The organism is Lacrimispora indolis DSM 755, from assembly GCF_000526995.1.
In the GTDB taxonomy this organism is placed as follows: domain Bacteria; phylum Bacillota; class Clostridia; order Lachnospirales; family Lachnospiraceae; genus Lacrimispora; species Lacrimispora indolis.
In genome coordinates, this window is record NZ_AZUI01000001.1 from 5620610 (window position 1) to 5637772 (window position 17163).

The window sequence follows — 17163 nt, forward strand, 5'->3', positions numbered from 1 at the left end:
GACATTTTCTTAATTACAAAAAAGAGAAGAGGGCTTGACCATCTTCTCTTTTTTCATCCGCTTTATAAGATTCTTCCTTACATTTTTCACAGAATTGGGAATAAAAATACACTACGGCTGCAATATCATGTTATTGCAGTGACATTGCTGCTTTAAGAGCCGTATCTAAGGCACTCATCGCCGGTATCCCCACCACAGCGCCCGGCAGCCCTTCCTCTGCTTTCTCTTCCACCATCTTCCGTATCAAATGATTCTTAACCAGAACACTGCCCCAGAGCCAGAGGTCCAGCCTGTCCGCCGGATTCTTTTCCTCCATTTTGGATGCAGTATCCCGAATAAGGCCCCACAAAGCCTCCCCGCATTCCCGGTGAATGCGGATGGCTTCATGGTCTCCCTGGGCTGCTGCCTCATATGCAAGCAGGGATAATCCCGCAATTTCAGACTTTTCCATAAGATTTGCATTGATAAAATCGTCTATCTTTTCCAGGGTATCAAGCCCTGTTTTCTCTGCAATAAGTGGTGTGAGAATGGGACATTTGATTCGTCCGGACAGATCATCTCCTACCGCTTTTAAGACTTTTAGGCCCATGTCAAACCCGCTTCCCTCATCGCTGATGATGTGGTTCCAGCCGCCGGTCCGGTGTATGGTTCCGTTTTTATCTCTCCCAAAGCATACCGAACCGGTCCCTGATATGACTACCAGAGCCGGTTCCTTTGTCATATGAAGAAATACTTCACAGTCATTTAACACCAGAAGCTTTTCATGAGGAAATCCCATTTCTTCAAAGCTGGACTTACAAGCATGCTCATCCGAAGGAGAATCGATCCCGCTGGCTGCCACACAAATCCCCAGACAGCACCCCGGTTCCAGGTTTAACCCGTGCAGAGCCGGGAGCACCAGTTCCCGGTACCGAAGCCGGCTTTTCTCCGCTCCATCCGTATTAAGACTGCATCCCGGTGCCGTAAATTCCCCAAGTACGGTTCCATGAGAATCGCAGATTTTAAGCCTTCCATTGGTTCCGCCAATATCCAATCCTGCAAAATATCCTTTCATATCCCCTTCTCCTTATTGTTTTATTTTCACGGCAGGAAACCTGCCGTTGTAAACATCTCCTTCCCTTCCAGGAGATATTTTTTTAGCGAGATCTGCAGCGAAGTGCTGCACGGGTAATTTTTCAGTCTTTCCATGGAGCAATCAAACCCCATGACCCGTTCCAGGATCTGGGGACATTCTGCCTTTAAGGGCATTTTATAAAAACGCTCCATAAAGCTTATGATCCGGCTTTTCTCCGGAAGGATAAACTTCAGATGAGGATCCAGAAGCCAGCTGTCGCAGACAAAAAGGCTTTCTCCATAATATTCCTTTGCCTCCTCCAGAGAGGAATCAATTTTATCCGGCGAAAGATCTGCACCTTCCGGGATATGGACTGCCACTGCCCTTTCCCCCGGAGCCAGATGAAGCTCCCAGTCAGACAGATGAAGGGTCACCGGCCTGTCCATGTTAACCATTCCCTGTTTTAAATCTGCCGAAAAGCCGGTCACCGTTTTATCCAGGCAGTTTACATAGGTTTCATACTCCCTGGTAAAGCTTCTTCCATTGGTCCCTGAAAAATAACCATCCTGATCCACCTTAAAGCCTGGACATGCCAATGCTCTGTATTCGCCGGTCTGTCTGCTTTTAAAAATCAGGAAGGGAAATTCATAAGTTACCTCCTCAAACTGCAGGCTGCCGAACCGGCGCACCTTTCCGGAAACAGACCGTAACACCCATTCAATCTGGTCAAGGCCTATCCTGCCCTCATGGTATTTTTGATAAACCTTGATCCAGATTTCAACATCCTTCATGGATTCCAGAAAAATCCCTTCCGGAATCCCCTGATTCCGGGAATCCTCAAGAACCTCCGGCAGCATCCAGTCTATATAAACCACCGGAAGCATATAAGCATCCAGATTCAGCATTTCAGCGTGCCGGATCCCCAGTTCTATGGCTTCTGAGGCTTTTTCCGGGTTCTTCTCTTTCAGAAGAAGCTCCTTGCACCATTTGTAATTGCTCATAAAATAGGGATGGCTGCGGAAAACGGCGGATGCAGAAGCAACCGCCTTTTGAGTATCTTCACTAAATATATTGTGTCTTATCATGATTCTCCATAAACCTCACTAATAACCCGCCAGCTGTCAGAGTGCGTTCCTCCTTATTAAATTCCGGCCGGAGGCTTTCCGCATAAGCCGTAAACTCATCCAGGGAATGAACGTCATGGCTGCTGCTGCATACGCAGAAATATGCCATATCATCCCCGTAGGTCCTGTATTCACAATCAAACAGCTGGTCATCAACTGGTTCCATGACGCCGCTGCACCACAAAGCAACATATCCGCTTTTCTGCCTGCCTAACAGCCAATGATCCCTGATTCTGGTTTCCTGGAATTTGGGAACCGGAAAATAGGCATGGGTAAAATGAATGGGATGCTCCTCAGGAATGTGGTAAACAGCTCCCAGAAGATTCCCCTTTTGAACCAGAGCCGGCATCACGCCGTTTCCATACCAGAAGCCCGGCCGCATGGAACTGGAGTCACAGGTTCCTCCCGGATGGTTGGTGAACAAGTCCGTCTCTTTATCCAGCGCGGCATACCACATGTGCTGCTGGTAACCGTATACCCCCGGCTCAAAGCAGGTGGTTCCGTGGAATCTTTCATTGAGGGACTTGGTATACTCACAGGCTGAGGAATCTGCATCCGGGTCCAGAGTTAAATTCTTCCAGCGGTTAAATCCCTGATCCAGCCTTGGGGACTGAACAGAGGTCAAGCAGTATTCCGAGGTTTTTTTCAGACAGATCAGGGCATTTCCCGTAGAATAACTTTCATCTGCAGGCTCTTCCATAAGCCGTGTCAAACCGTCAGGCAGACGGTATCTGCTGCTGGCGAAAAAGCCCAGCCAGCCCTCCCCAAAGGAATAAGGAACTTCCGGATTGATGAGATTCATCAGCGCCTGGGCTCCCTGTTCAAAGGGATGGACTACCTCCCGGTATACACGTCCCATGGGAGCGATAATCACTCCGTCATAAGTATGGCGGCACAGCATTTCCAACAGGCGGTCTGTGATCTTTTCAGCGCGTTCAGAAATCTTTGGCTCTGAGAAATCAATGACATTTAGCAGAGCTGCAAAGGTGACGCACATGTATACGGTGCTTAAAAATTCTTCAAAGCCATGTTCTTCCACGTCCTCCAGCCAGCATTCCACCTTTGCCCTGCCTGCTTCAGACAGCTCCTTTCCGGTCATATCCCCGCGGGGAAAGTAATCATCCGGATACATTTCCCCTGCATTCATGGCGCAGGTATAAAACATCAGGGAGTGATTCTCACTCCAGAAGCACATGGCATCGGAGCCGTTCTGGTCCATCCAGTATCTCCAGTTAAGAAGCACCTCCTTGGCCCGTTCTGCCATATTTTCATCCACCGGATAATTTTTCAAATACCGGATTAAGCCGCACACTAGAAAATCAGAGCAGTCATACCGGCTTTCAATCTGGTCAAGGGTCTCATAAAGTAAGTCCATATCCTTTCCGTTTTCCATTCCAAGAGCTTTTCTTGCAAGGATATTGGAAATGGAAAAACCGAACTTGTCTCCTCTGGATAAGCTTTCTGCGGTCCCTATCCTTCGGAAAATGGCATCCCTGTTTGCCTTAAAACTCTTTTCCTTCGAATACACCGGCTTCTGGGCCTTGATATTCTCCACCTTTCTGGTGAGAACGGCATGTTCCTTCCTTACACTCACTAAAATCACACCGGGTCTTTCTTCGTCCAGGGCCACATTATCCCTGCCGCTGATCTCCTGCCACTCCTTCCTGCTATCCACCTGGGCAAAGTCAGGGCTCTGGCTGTCATAGGCAAGCCAGGTCCCACGGGGAGCATTTCCCTCATAAGTCATGACAGAATCCCTTAAGCAAAGGGAGCCAAGCCAGGTTTCAGCCCGGACAAGTTCGTCAGTCTTTTCCTCATCCGGCAGAACAACAGCAATTTCAGCCTCATGGTCCTTGATCTGGATTCCGAATAAGGTTCTGGTATCCCGGACGCCCAGGGTCTGGAGACTGACGTAGATCTGATTGATCCCTTTCTTTAATTGAAGCTCCATGGTCTCCTTACGAATGGGTTTGTAAACCGGCGGCTCCATATGGCACATAAGTTCCCCGTTGCACCAGACAGTCACTGCAGCATAAGACCATACAACGGCCTTTGCCGTCAAATCCCTCTCGGCCAGGATTCCCGTAACGGCATCAAGCTCCACCTTCTGAAGGGTGGAATAAAAGGTGCTCTCATCTACAAACCAGTTTCCATAGTGGTAATAGTATCTCCATGGCATACCAAGACGGCTGGTTTCTCCCAAAGCCACAGTACCTTCCGGTGGTGCCATGGGTTTGTCTGCAACCAATGATCTTAAATATTTCTCATAGCGCAGCTGGTTGTCGTCAGTTTCATGATTGATAAAATCCGTTTCTCTTGGGCCGGATACCAGGTAATTGGTCAGAAAGCCCGATCTGTTTAAATGTAATTTCTCCATCTTCTTATCCCTTCACCGCACCGGCAGTCAGTCCGCTCATAAAGTAGCGGCTGGTGCACATGTAAATAACTATAATCGGTATGATTGATATCGTGGAACCTGCAAACATCAGATTCCATGCAGCCGTTCCGTCTCCGCTGTTCTTTAACATGACAACACCCACGGTCAGGGGACGGAGCTTGTCGTTGGACATGGTGAATACCAGGGGCATGATGTATTCATTCCAACCCGTACGGAAGGAAAGAAGCCCGATGGTTGCGATGACCGGTTTTAAAAGGGGCAGTATTATTTTATAATAAATCTGGAAAAAAGTACAGCCATCCAATTTCGCCGCTTCATCAAGCTCCCTGGAAATGGTATTCATAAATCCCCTCACCAGGAAAATATAAGTTGCCTGCCCCATTCCAGTGGAAATCAGGATGATGCTTAAAAGAGAAGTGTTCATTTTCACCTTCACGGCAAGCTCAAACAGAGGTCTTAAGCTTACGCTTCCTACGTTGACAAACATAAAAGCCACAAAAATGCTGTACAGCAACTCTTTTCCCTTGAATTTTTTTCTTGCAAACACATAGCCGGCCATGGTGGTTGTCAGAATGGTCAATATCATGACCCCAAGACTTATGATCAGGCTGTTCACAGTGTAGACCGCGAAATTGGCCTTTTCCCATGCCTGCTTGTAGTTGTCAAAGATAAATGTTTTGGGCAGGATGCCGGTTCCTCCCAAAAGCAGTTCGTTATTCGCTTTAAATGATCCCAGAACAATGTAAATGACCGGGTAAAGGGTGATGAACGAAACAACCAGAAGAAGCAGGAACAGAAGGCCTCGCATTGCTTTTGTCTTTTTTGAATATACGGTATGTGTCTTTTCCATATCTGCCTCCTTAAACCACATCATCCAGTTTTCTTGCAAGGTACATGTAAATGGCCGTAATCACGCCGATGATAAGGGCTGCCATAATGCTGAGCACGGTGGCATAGCCGATCTGAGGCGTTGTCTGTGAACCGAAAATCAGCTTGTATATATAGGTAAACATTACCTCTGACCTGCTGTTTGGTCCTCCATTGGTAAGTACCAGGATGGATTCATAATCCTTTAGTGCCGTAGTAATGGCCAGCATTAAAATGACCTTTAAAACAGGACTGAGCATGGGCAGGGTGATATAAAAGAAGGACTGTACCCCATTTGCTCCATCCATCTTGCAGCTTTCGTATACTTCCTCTGAAATGCTGGAAAGGCCGGACATGAACAAAATCATATAGTTACCGAAGCCGCCCCATACCGCCACAATAATAATGGAAATCATAACAATGGACGCACTTCCAAGCCAGTCAATGGGAGAATGGATCATTCCAAGCTTCTGGAGATAAGCATTCAATACCCCGTTGTAAACGGCAAAGATAAAGCCGAATATCAGGCTGTAAACCGCGGAGCTTATGACCGTTGGCATGAAATAAATACCCCGGAAGATTCCGCTTCCCTTGATCTTCTGATTAAGTAAAACAGCCAGAAGCAGGGATAAAGGTATGATGATCACCAGCTTCATCACCGCATATTCAAAGGTATGAAGGACGCTGCGCCAGAAAACGGCATCCTGAAACATTCTTGTAAAGTTTTTAAATCCTATATAGTAAGCGGTAAACCCGTTGTAATCATAGAAAATATATCGGAAAAGCCAGCAGAATGGATAGATGGATATCACCACCAGCAAAAACACTGCCGGAAGCAGCATCAAAACGGAAGCAAAATCTCCCCTGCTGCCTGCCCGCTTCATTCGTTCCGCAAAGCTTAATTTTTCTTTCATGAGCCGTATCACCTTTCTTTAAAACAGGGGCTGCTTTTAGTTTTTCTAAAAACAGCCCCTCTGCTCTCTGCACTTATTTGTCTAAGTACTCAATGGTTCCTGCATTTGGATGCATCGGGTCAAAGTCCTTAATAATAAGTCTTTTAATCTTGCCCATGCTTACATCATTGTCAAGCGCTTCGTTGTATCTCTTGTTTAAATCTGCAATGGCATCGTCAGCGCTGACATTGCCTAAAATAGCATTCCAAAGAGTTGCCACATAGTCATCACCCTGGATTGCAACAGCCGGTACTGCCGGATATACGCTTTCGTAATCCTGTAATTTAAAATCTGCCAGTCTGCCGGTCTTAGAAGAATCAATGACTCCGCTCATATAGCCGGAGATGGGAAGGCAATAGCCGCCCTCTAAGTAGCCCTTTAAGAAATCTTCACTGGAAAAGAACTTGATGACTTCCCATGCAGCGTCTTTGTTCTTGGAAGAAGAAAGCATCATGTACCCCTTTTGAGGCTGAATGGTCAAAGCACCCTTTACTTCTCCGTCAAGAGTGGGAACCGTAGACACTCCCCAGTCAAATTTGGTTACAGGGAACTGATCGGTAAACACGCCTGCTTCCTGAGACGCATTGCCCCAGAGAGCAAATGCCCCCTCTGCAAATTGTGCTCTCATAGCGTCTACACCCTGGGATACGGATCCCGGAAGAACGCTGTTATCCTTAAAGAACTGGTTGCTCTTTTCGATCACCGGCTTATAGCCGTCAAAATTGAATTTACCGTTTTTATAATCATAACGGTAAATACCGCTTGTCTCACAGGTGCCTTCTATCCATCTGATGAAGGGAACGCTTGAGGTAAAAGCAATGCCGTAGTTCTTTCCGCCGCCGTTGTCCGTTACTTTTTTAGCCAGATCAATGACGCCATCCAAGGTATCTGGAAACTCGGTAACTCCTGCTGCTTCCACCAGATCCTTGTTGTACTCCATTCTTACGCCGCTTCTCATGCCGGTGGGGATCCAGTATACATTGCCGTTGATCATGTTGATTCCTTCGTATTGAAGCTTACTGGCCTCGGTCACCTTCTCATATTCTGAATCTGTAATTCTGTCATTGATCGGCTCCAGGATTTTTGCATCTGCAAAGGTCTTTAAGTCAAAGCCGCTCTGACCAGCACTGATGCCTGCAATATCAGGCGCCGTGCCGGAGGAATATGCCATGGAAAGCATATTTGCATAATCATCTGTTACCACAGTCATCTCAATCTTAATGCCCTTGTCATTGGACTCATTAAACTCGCTGATCTTCTGATCCACATACTCAGAGTCATGGCGGTCATTGGTCCATACCTTAATCACGGTTTCTCCTGCTGAAGCAGCCTTTGTACCCTCCTTGGTCTCTCCAGCTCCTCCTGCCTGATTCTGGGCCGCAGTTGTTTCAGCCGTTCCTCCTCCACCGGAACAGCCGGTCAGTGATGCAGCAGCCAGTACTCCTGCTATCATGAAACCTAAAGCTCTTTTTTTCATAACCTACTCCTTTCTCAACGTTTCATAACGTATTGCCTTGATGATATTATTCTAACGATTTCCGTTTTAATATGACATGACATTTTCCATGATTCATGTAACACTTTTAAACATTGTACCCCTGCAGACGGCAGAAAAAAATGAAAGAAGGCATCCCGTAAGCCATTGAACGGCATTTGGGATACCTCTTTTAAGCATCTTGATTTTCGGGAATGCGGATCACCACACTGTTCCTGAAATATGGAATGGTCTGAAAGTCCATCTCCGCTTCTCCGTAATAGATTTTTAATCTTGTATAAACATTATGAAGCCCGATATGATGACCGCCCGCAGGTTCATCCCGGTAAATGGACTCATGGGCCTTATCAATATCAATACCGCAGCCATTGTCAATGACTTCTATAAAAATCCAGTCCTCTTTCCGGTAAAACCGCACATCAATGGAAGGAATACACACCGCTTCCCCCCACTTTTCATCCCGGAAACCATGCTTAATGGAGTTTTCCACCAGCGGCTGCAGAATCAATTTTAGAATCCGGTACTCCATAAGCCCCTCCTCTACATAAGACTGGAAGGAAATGGACTTATTTGTCCTGTGATTCATGATATTGATGTAAGCTTCCACATGAGCGATTTCATTTCTGATCATGATGAGCTCATCCCCATAATTCAAACCAATGCGCATAAAGGTCCCAAGATTATTGATCATGGAAGATGCCACCAGAGTGTGGTTGTTTAAAACTTCAAGGTTAATGCCTTCCAAAGTATTGTAGAGCAGATGGGGATTGATCTGTTCTGCCAGGACCTGGATCTCCAGCTGGTATTTCTCATGCTCATCCTCCTTGATCTGGCTGATTTGAGACTGTATGGTACTGTACATGGAATTGACCGCTGTGTTCAGCTGGCCGATTTCATCGTTGTATTTTGTCTTATATGGCTCGTCATAATGATTCTCCTGGATCTGCCGGATGCTCTCCATAAGCCGTTCCAGGGGAGAAGTAATGAATTTGGACAAAAGAGCGGAAAATGCCACAGAAAATATCAGGCCTGCACCGCCCATGAGAACAATGAACTGATTCATGGCAGCGATCTTCCTGTTTAAAGATTCTTTTGAAAGAACGCTGATAAGCTGAAGATCCGAAAAGGGAAGCATCTGGGAATAAACCACATTATCCGTCAGGTCTGCAATCTGGCGGATCTGGGTATCCTTGTTGTTTTCCCTTACTCCTTTGATAAAACCCTGGTCTTCCAGCACCATTCTCATGGAAAGGGGATTTTTAAGGCTGATGTTATTCCCCATGGAATTTACCACAAAATAAGAGCGTTCAAAGTAATTGGCATTTGATAAGGACAGCCTGCTTTGAAACTTCTGTAAATTTAACAGGACCACCAGCCTGGTGGCCACTTCTTCCCCCTTTGTGGTAATCACCACGTTATCACCGGGAATCAGGGTCGATAAGGGAATCACAATAGGGATCACGTCCTGCTGCTGCAAAAAAGGACTCTGGCAGTTGGGAAGCCAGGTGATTTCATCAATGGTTCCGTAATCAGCAAGGAAATCAGAAAGGTTTTTCTCCGGTCTTACCCCGTAAGCGTATACCGTATGGCAGGTTCCGTCCCGATTGACCATAAACACCGACTCAATCATGCTGTTGCTGCTTAAAAGGTTGATGAGCTGAACCTGGACTCCTTCCGGGTTTAGATAATTGCTCTCTTCCCGGCCGCTTATCACCACTCTTTGTATGGCGGGTGTAGAGGCAAAGCTGTTCACATTGGTAATGAGCGTGTCATACATATTATTTAAGGATTCCGAAATAACATTCATGGTATCCTGCATCTGCATTTCCACTTCTTCATAATAAAGCTTGTTAAAATATCCCCGGGCAAAAATGCATATAAAAATAGTAAGCATGATATCGATACTGAACATGCAAATCCGGATTTTGGATGCGATCTTTTTGTCTCCAATAAATTTAAAAACCGTTTCTTTTAACCGTTTTATCATATCTGCCTTTCCAAATTACGGCGCTTTTCCGCTGTTTCTGGTGTAATCCGAAGGAGCGACACCAGTGTTCTGTTTGAATACCCTGTAAAAGGAACGGTAATCGTCGTAGCCGATTGCAGCGGCCACTTCCGCCACCGGCATGTCCGGCCTCCGCTCCATAAGGCCCTTGGCATAGTCCATTTTAATCCGGATCACATAATCCCTGAAATTAACTCCAGTCTTTATTTTAAAGTAGCTGGTAAAATACACATCACTTAAGTTTACGTGCCTTGCCACGTCTTTGGCCAGAATCTTTTCTCCCATATGGGATTTGATATAATACTCCGCTGCCTGAATGATCTGGTTCTTAGAACCGTTTCCTCCTGATCCCTGCTTTCCGGCACAGTCTACGAGAAAATCCTCCATATAGGCTTTTAATTCTTCGAAGGTCCGTATGGTATTAATGGGAAGAACGGCCTCTGCCTGAGAAAACTCCTTTCCGTTTCCCAGTGCCTTCTGAATGTCCGTTATTAAGTAAATACACATCCCACGGATATAATTGGGCGACGGCATGGGCACATAAAGAAGCTGAGAAAAATATTCCCGGCAGAATTCCCGTATTTTCCCAGTCTGATTCGTTGTGATAGAATATATCAGATTATTATAATCCATCTGATTAGCGGCTGCAGGAGGCGGAGTGGTACACAGGATGGTTTCATCGAAGATCTTTTGTTCTATCTCATAAAAGCTGTAGGACAGGCACATGAGAGCGGTCTTATAGGAATTGGAGCAATCCGTAAGCGCAGCTCCTTCCTTACCGATTCCCACGGTTAAATCCATGGTGGAATCCCGGTTTACCCGTTTTAAACACCGGGCCGCGAGGAAGCGGTAATTCACGGGCACAGCCTTTGGCTGCAGGGTATGGATAATCGTCAAAAGCTCGCTGGAGCTTGACACAAGAAATTCATATCTGGTTTCCTGAAGCTCTTCGCTCACAATATCCATCAGATAATTGATCTGCTGGAATTCATCCTCCTGTTCCCTGTCCTCTTTTCCCTCAATGGAAAAAACCATGACCCGGAAGGGGCTGTCATTTAATTTAAGCTCCAGCCGGTGGATTTCATCCCGGATCTCTTCATAAGAATAAAACTCGTTCTTTAACAGCCTTTTTAAAAATTTCTCCTTTGGCTCTGATTTAACATTTAAATAGGCGGAATAAGAATGAATATGGTTGGATTGGAGAATCTCTTCTTTTTGCTGCCTGATTTCCGTCACCAGCTCATCGATCTTAATGGGCTTTAGAAAATAATTCTTAGCACCAAGCTGAATGGCCTTCTGTGCATATTTAAAATCCCCATAACCGCTTAATATAATGAAATTAGTCTGCAGCTTTTCATGTTTTACCCGTTCCATGAGCTGCAGTCCATCCATGCCGGGCATGCGGATATCAGTAATAACAATGTCCGGATTGCAGGACTTTATGATATCATATGCCTCCCTGCCATCCTCTGCAGTGCCCACTATGGTAATGCCGAACTGCTCCCAGGGAACGACCGTAGAAAGCCCGTTGCGGATGGCCGCTTCATCGTCTGCAATCAACAGAGTTATATTTTTATTTGCATCCATTATCCTGCCTTCCTCCCAAGTACAGCCAAAACCTTCTCCTCCGCTTCCTGAAACCAATGATCCTCAGGATTCACCAGGAGGATATATCGTATTTTTCCCAAAAGAGAAAGAACATATTGATCCTCACTGATCCGTGCATCATTTCCCAACTTCTCTATATGGGATTTTACCCCGTATTTCAGACAGTAAAAAATCTCCTGCCGCAGCTTCCTTCTGTAATCCCGGGAAACCTGAAGCTTTTCATTGACCACGATCCCCGTAACTGCCTGCCTCCCGTTACGGTACAAAATCCTGGTCTTGGTTTCATTCAGTTCAAACCCCATGGCATTTAAAAAGCCGGAAACCTTCCTGATAACCAGGCCCGGATTAAAATCACCGGAAAACGTCATATCATCGCAGTATCTGGTATAGGAAATTCCCTTGCCTTCGCACCATTTGTTTATGGATTCATCAAAATGCTTCATAACCAGATTGGAAACCGCAGGCGAAGTTGGCGCTCCCTGAGGCAGAAAATCGTTGCAGCAGCATAAGGCAGTCAGCATGGTCCCTACTGACGTAGGGAAATATTGGACGGGAAACGCACTGCTTAATACCATTGGAAATGAAATACTTCCGAAAAAATCTTTTATATCCAGCTTTACCACCACGTTCTTTCCCCTATGAACTGCGGCATTGGACACCACTCCTGCACCCTTGTGATAGGCTGTGGCACAGCCGGAAACAGAATATCCGTCCAGAATGTGGTGCAGGATATTCCTCTGTATTTTCATGAGCATGTAATCCGGAACCAGAAGCTTCCTGGATTTTCCGTTCTTTTTTGGTATCAATACAATACCATAATGGCGTTCCGCGTGGTTGCTGAACGCATAAAGACATGCCATTACCTTCTGGTCCGGCCATCTGGTATTCCCCAGAAGCCGGAAAGATAGCAGCATGTCTCTGCAGTAATCCGGTGTGCAGTATTTCCACAAATCTGTCTGATACATCGGCTCCTCCATACCAGTAATATTTTAAAATTCTTCCTTTATTTACGAAAAAACAACAGAAGCAATACAAATTTGATGCCGTAAGATGCGAAGACGTACAAGCCGCAGGCGGAAGCACATGCAATGTGCGGAAGTACTTCGCAGCAGATTACGGCCTTTTTCCATACCATGAAAATCCCGGCAGCGACTCGCTGCCCGGCCGGAGATTTATTCTGCCGGCAGCTGAGAAAAACACGCTATGCAGGTTTTTCTCAGCTGCCGCGGCATGGGCCAAACGTATATACATCATATTCCTTTGGCCCATTTCTCGCGGAAATACTATTGCTTCTGCTGTTATACTAATTATTCTATCACAATGACTTCAAATATTCCACTGTTTTGCTGGCAAAGTATGGTCTTAAGTCCTTCCGCGGCAGTAATTTACTTTAAAGTGTCAAAGTTTAACGTGTAAAAGCGTTGACAAGTCTCCTCCAATGGATTACAATGGGGATTAAATATTTGCAAAAGAAAGGGAAAGAAACATATGATCATCATCATGAAACCTAACGCTTCCGAGGAAGCTGTCGGTAAAATAAAAGACTTAATCGAATCAAACGGACTTCAGGCCCATTTATCAAAAGGGACGGAAGTGACCATTGTAGGCGTTGTAGGCGATAAAACAAAGCTTCAGGGCGCAAACATCGAACTGCTGGAAGGCGTAGACAAGATCGTCGCTGTGACCGAAACCTACAAGCTGGTGAATAAAAAATTCCATCCGGAAGATTCTGTCATAACCATTGGAAACGCAAAGATCGGCCCAGGATACCTCACCATGATGGCCGGTCCCTGTGCCATTGAAAATCACGATATGCTCCTGAAAACAGCTTTTGCCGTAAAAAAGGCCGGGGCACAGTTCCTGCGCGGCGGAGCCTATAAGCCCAGGACCTCTCCTTACGCATTCCAGGGCCTGGAGGAAGAAGGGCTTAAATACATGAAAGAAGCCAGGGAAGCCACCGGGCTTAATATTGTATGCGAAGTCACAAGCCTGCGGTCCCTTGAAACAGCCGTAAAATATGTGGACATGATCCAGATCGGCGCGCGGAACATGCAGAATTTCGAGCTTTTAAAAGAAGCCGGAAAAGCAGGAATTCCCGTTCTGTTAAAGAGAGGACTTTCCGCCACCATTGATGAATGGCTGAACGCGGCGGAATACATTGCTTCTGAAGGAAATCCCAATATCGTGCTTTGTGAACGCGGCATCCGTACATACGAAACTGCTACCAGAAACACCCTGGATATCAGCGCCGTACCGGTTATCCGCACAAAGAGCCACCTTCCTATCATCGTCGATCCAAGCCATGCCACCGGAGTGCGGGCGTATATTGAGCCCATCTCAAAAGCTGCCATAGCAGTGGGCGCCGACGGACTGATCGTGGAGGTTCATCCTTGTCCCTCCTGCGCTCTGTCCGACGGCCCTCAGTCCCTGACCTTTGAACAGTTTGAAAAGCTGACGGAAGAATTACAGCCTTACGCCAGGCTTGCGGGGAGGACAACTTCATGAGTGATGCCTCCATTGCCTTTATCGGGCTTGGTCTCATCGGCGGCTCCATTGCAAGAGGGATCAAGCGTGAAGAACCCAATACAACGATCATGGCCTACATGCGTACCCGGTCCAGGCTTTTGCATGCAAAAGAAGACGGAATCGTAGATGTCATCCTGGATGGAATCGGAGAAGAGCTTCGGGAATGCGATCTCATCTTTCTCTGCACTCCTGTGGAGTACAATGCAAAGTATTTGTCGGAAATCCAGCCCTTCTTAAAGCCGGGAGCCATTATCACCGATGTAGGCAGCACCAAGACGGATATCCATGAAGAGGTAAACCGCCTTGGTATGGAAAGCCAGTTTGTGGGAGGTCACCCAATGGCCGGTTCGGAAAAGACCGGATACGAAAACTCCACCGACCATTTGCTTGAAAATGCTTATTATATTATCACCCCCACCGCTGCTTCCACAGAAGAACAGGTAAACCGTCTGGTGCGGATCGCGGGCATGATCGGCTCCATTCCCCTTGTCCTTGATTATCACGAACACGACTTTATTACCGCCGCAATCAGCCATCTTCCCCATATCATAGCTTCCAGCCTGGTAAACCTTGTAAAGTCTTCCGACAATCAAGAAGGGATTATGAAGCGGCTTGCTGCCGGAGGTTTTAAGGACATTACAAGAATCGCCTCATCCTCACCGGAAATGTGGGAGCAGATCTGCATGACAAACAGCGGGAATCTTTCCGTGATTCTGGAACGCTATATCTCCTCTTTAAGCAAGATTTTAAAGGAGCTTAAGGAAAATGACAGCCAATTTATTTACCAGCTTTTTGAAACCTCCAGGGATTACCGCAATTCCTTTTCAGAAAAGGTTCCCGGATCCATTGCTCCGGATTATTCCTTTACAGTGGATATGGCTGACGAAGTGGGTGCTATCTCCACCTTATCCGTCATCCTGGCTGCAAAAGGCATCAGCATTAAGAACATTGGCATCAACCACAACCGGGAGCATGGAGAAGGCACTTTAAGGATTGCTTTCTATGACAAAGAGACCATGGACAACGCATGGAAACAGCTGGAACGGTACCACTACGATTTAATTTCAAATTAAAAGAGAGGATCCTTATGAAATTCATGAAAGCCTCCCCTTTAAAGGGCGAAATAACCATACCGGGTGACAAATCCATCTCTCACCGCAGCGTGATGTTTGGTTCCATTGCAAAGGGAACCACGGAAATCAGCCACTTTCTTCAAGGAGCTGACTGCCTTTCCACTATCAGCTGTTTCAGGCAAATGGGAATTCAGATTGAAAACAACCATAACACCGTCATTGTCCACGGAAACGGACTCCGGGGACTAAAACGGCCGGAAACCATCTTAGACTGCGGGAACAGCGGAACCACCACCCGCCTGATCTCCGGCCTTTTGGCTGCCCAGGATTTTGACGTAACCATAACCGGAGATGAATCCATTCAGAAACGTCCCATGAAGCGAATTATGGAGCCATTGTCCATGATGGGTGCTGATATAAAGAGTGTAAAAGAAAACGGCTGCGCTCCCCTTTCCATAACCGGCAAAAAGCTTCATGGCATCCATTATTCCAGTCCTGTGGCCTCCGCCCAGATAAAATCCTGTATTCTTTTAGCCGGACTGTATGCAGAGGGTGAGACAAAAGTGACGGAACCCTATGTATCCAGAAATCACTCTGAAATCATGCTGAAACACTTTGGAGCCAACGTGAAAACAGAAGGTACCACTGCCTGTATCGCTCCTGCCAAAGAGCTTTACGGCAATAAAATCGTTGTGCCGGGAGATATCTCTTCTGCTGCTTATTTTATTGCTGCAGGCCTGATGATTCCAGGCTCGGAAATACTGATCAAGAACGTAGGCATCAATCCTACACGTGACGGGATCCTTCACGTATGCCGGGATATGGGTGCTGATATCACCCTTTTGGATGGGAATACGGATTCCGGGGAACCTACCGCGGATATCCTGGTAAAATCCGGCTCTCTCCATGGCGTTACCATAGGCGGTGCCATCATTCCCACTTTGATCGACGAGCTTCCCATGATCGCTGCCATGGCCTGCCTTGCAGAAGGGGAAACCATTATTAAGGATGCGGCAGAATTAAAGGTAAAGGAATCCAACCGCATTGAGGTCATGGTGAAGAATTTATCTGCCATGGGCGCTGATGTTTCGGAAACTGAGGATGGCATGATCATCAGAGGCGGAAAACCTCTTCACGGCGCTGTCATAGACAGCAAACTGGATCACAGGATCGCTATGACCTTTGCGGTGACCGGACTGTGCGCAGAAGGGGAAACGGAGATTTTAGGCGCTGAATGTGTGAATATTTCATATCCGGAGTTCTATCAGGACCTGGAGAGATTGATGAGATGAAATGGATCAGTCACCATTTTATGACTGGAAAAGATGCCGGGAGAACATAAGTTCAGCCCGGCATCTTTTTATCGTATAGGAAAGTTCGTCCTATACGATAAAAACCCTCCGGGTGGATCGCACTGCGGCGGCAGGGTTGGATGTCGCTGGGGCAACCCGCCGCAGGCGGAGAATCCCGCTTGCGGGATTCTTTCTTGTTCTGATAATATGGATAAAAGTTTTTATAAAACCTGGATCTGGCACATCTTCATGGCTTCCAGTGCATTTTCATGGCTCTTTACGGTGACGCCTGCACAACAGGCTGAATCCACCTGCACCGGAGTTTCCGGAAGAAAGGCCTTGACTAACAGAGCATTGGAAATCACGCAGATATCCGTACATAAACCCACCAGCTCAATGGACTCATACTCTCTTTCTTTCACATACTCTCCAAGCTCTGCGCTGCCAAAGGTGTTTTTTTCAAATCGTTTTCCCTGGAACTCCTTTAGAAAATCATCCAGTTCCCAACCAGAAGTTTCCCTGATACAGTGAACCACGGGAAGATTTTTCCCCTCCTGGGAATTTAAATAATTCTCTTCATGGGTATCCAGGGTGAAGACCACCTCATCTCCTGCTGCCTGGTATTCCTCTATTTTTCTTTTTACTTTTGGGACAATAGACACCGCTTCCAAAGTTCCCAGGGAGCCGTCAATAAAATCCTTCTGCATATCTACTACGATCAATAACTTTTTCATGGACAAACCTCCGATAATAAATGTTGTTTATAGT

At 46.4% G+C, this 17163-nt stretch carries 13 protein-coding genes; 3 read left to right on the top strand and 10 right to left on the bottom strand.

What is annotated here, in order from left to right; all coding sequences use genetic code 11:
• Positions 1-130: 130 nt before the first annotated feature.
• The 9 genes from K401_RS0127260 to K401_RS0127300 form a co-directional block, all read right to left on the bottom strand.
• On the bottom strand, positions 131-1054 hold the full coding sequence (locus K401_RS0127260; protein WP_024295916.1) for an N-acetylglucosamine kinase: 924 nt from the start codon (positions 1052-1054) through the stop codon (positions 131-133).
• Positions 1055-1080: 26 nt separating this feature from the next.
• Entirely contained in the window at positions 1081-2139 is a 1059-nt protein-coding gene (locus tag K401_RS32120; protein ID WP_024295917.1) for an acyltransferase domain-containing protein, read from the bottom strand.
• A complete protein-coding gene (locus tag K401_RS0127270; protein WP_024295918.1) occupies positions 2117-4555 on the bottom strand; it encodes a hypothetical protein in 2439 nt (812 codons plus the stop codon). Before K401_RS0127270 ends, K401_RS32120 begins: the two co-directional genes overlap by 23 nt.
• A 4-nt stretch (positions 4556-4559) precedes the next feature.
• A complete protein-coding gene (locus K401_RS0127275; protein ID WP_024295919.1) occupies positions 4560-5426 on the bottom strand; it encodes a carbohydrate ABC transporter permease in 867 nt (288 codons plus the stop codon).
• Between the two features lie 10 nt (positions 5427-5436).
• The gene (locus K401_RS0127280) at positions 5437-6357 is read right to left on the bottom strand and encodes a carbohydrate ABC transporter permease (protein ID WP_024295920.1); all 921 of its coding nucleotides are present in this window, start codon (positions 6355-6357) and stop codon (positions 5437-5439) included.
• 73 nt (positions 6358-6430) lie between these two features.
• Positions 6431-7873, bottom strand: a complete 1443-nt coding sequence (locus tag K401_RS0127285) for an ABC transporter substrate-binding protein (protein WP_024295921.1) — start codon at positions 7871-7873, stop codon at positions 6431-6433.
• 190 nt (positions 7874-8063) lie between these two features.
• Positions 8064-9878, bottom strand: coding sequence for a sensor histidine kinase (locus K401_RS0127290; RefSeq protein ID WP_024295922.1), 1815 nt, complete (start codon positions 9876-9878; stop codon positions 8064-8066).
• Between the two features lie 15 nt (positions 9879-9893).
• Positions 9894-11483, bottom strand: coding sequence for a response regulator (locus K401_RS0127295; RefSeq protein WP_024295923.1), 1590 nt, complete (start codon positions 11481-11483; stop codon positions 9894-9896).
• Positions 11483-12469 carry a reverse transcriptase family protein gene (locus K401_RS0127300; protein ID WP_024295924.1) on the bottom strand — a complete coding sequence of 329 codons (987 nt, stop codon included), beginning with the start codon at positions 12467-12469 and terminating at the stop codon, positions 11483-11485. The genes K401_RS0127295 and K401_RS0127300 overlap by 1 nt, the downstream gene beginning before the upstream one ends.
• A gap of 523 nt (positions 12470-12992) precedes the next feature.
• Between K401_RS0127300 and aroF the strand changes: the two genes are divergently transcribed.
• From aroF to aroA, 3 genes are read left to right on the top strand one after another with little or no spacing between them, the layout of a single operon-like run.
• On the top strand, positions 12993-14009 hold the full coding sequence (aroF, locus tag K401_RS0127310; protein WP_024295926.1) for a 3-deoxy-7-phosphoheptulonate synthase: 1017 nt from the start codon (positions 12993-12995) through the stop codon (positions 14007-14009).
• Positions 14006-15103, top strand: coding sequence for a prephenate dehydrogenase (locus K401_RS0127315; RefSeq protein ID WP_024295927.1), 1098 nt, complete (start codon positions 14006-14008; stop codon positions 15101-15103). The genes aroF and K401_RS0127315 overlap by 4 nt, the downstream gene beginning before the upstream one ends.
• Before the next feature lie 14 nt (positions 15104-15117).
• Positions 15118-16395, top strand: a complete 1278-nt coding sequence (gene aroA / locus K401_RS0127320; protein WP_024295928.1) for a 3-phosphoshikimate 1-carboxyvinyltransferase — start codon at positions 15118-15120, stop codon at positions 16393-16395.
• Between the two features lie 221 nt (positions 16396-16616).
• On the opposite strand, the gene K401_RS0127325 is transcribed toward aroA, so the two are convergent.
• A complete protein-coding gene (locus K401_RS0127325; RefSeq protein WP_024295929.1) occupies positions 16617-17129 on the bottom strand; it encodes a cysteine hydrolase family protein in 513 nt (170 codons plus the stop codon).
• Positions 17130-17163: the final 34 nt, after the last annotated feature.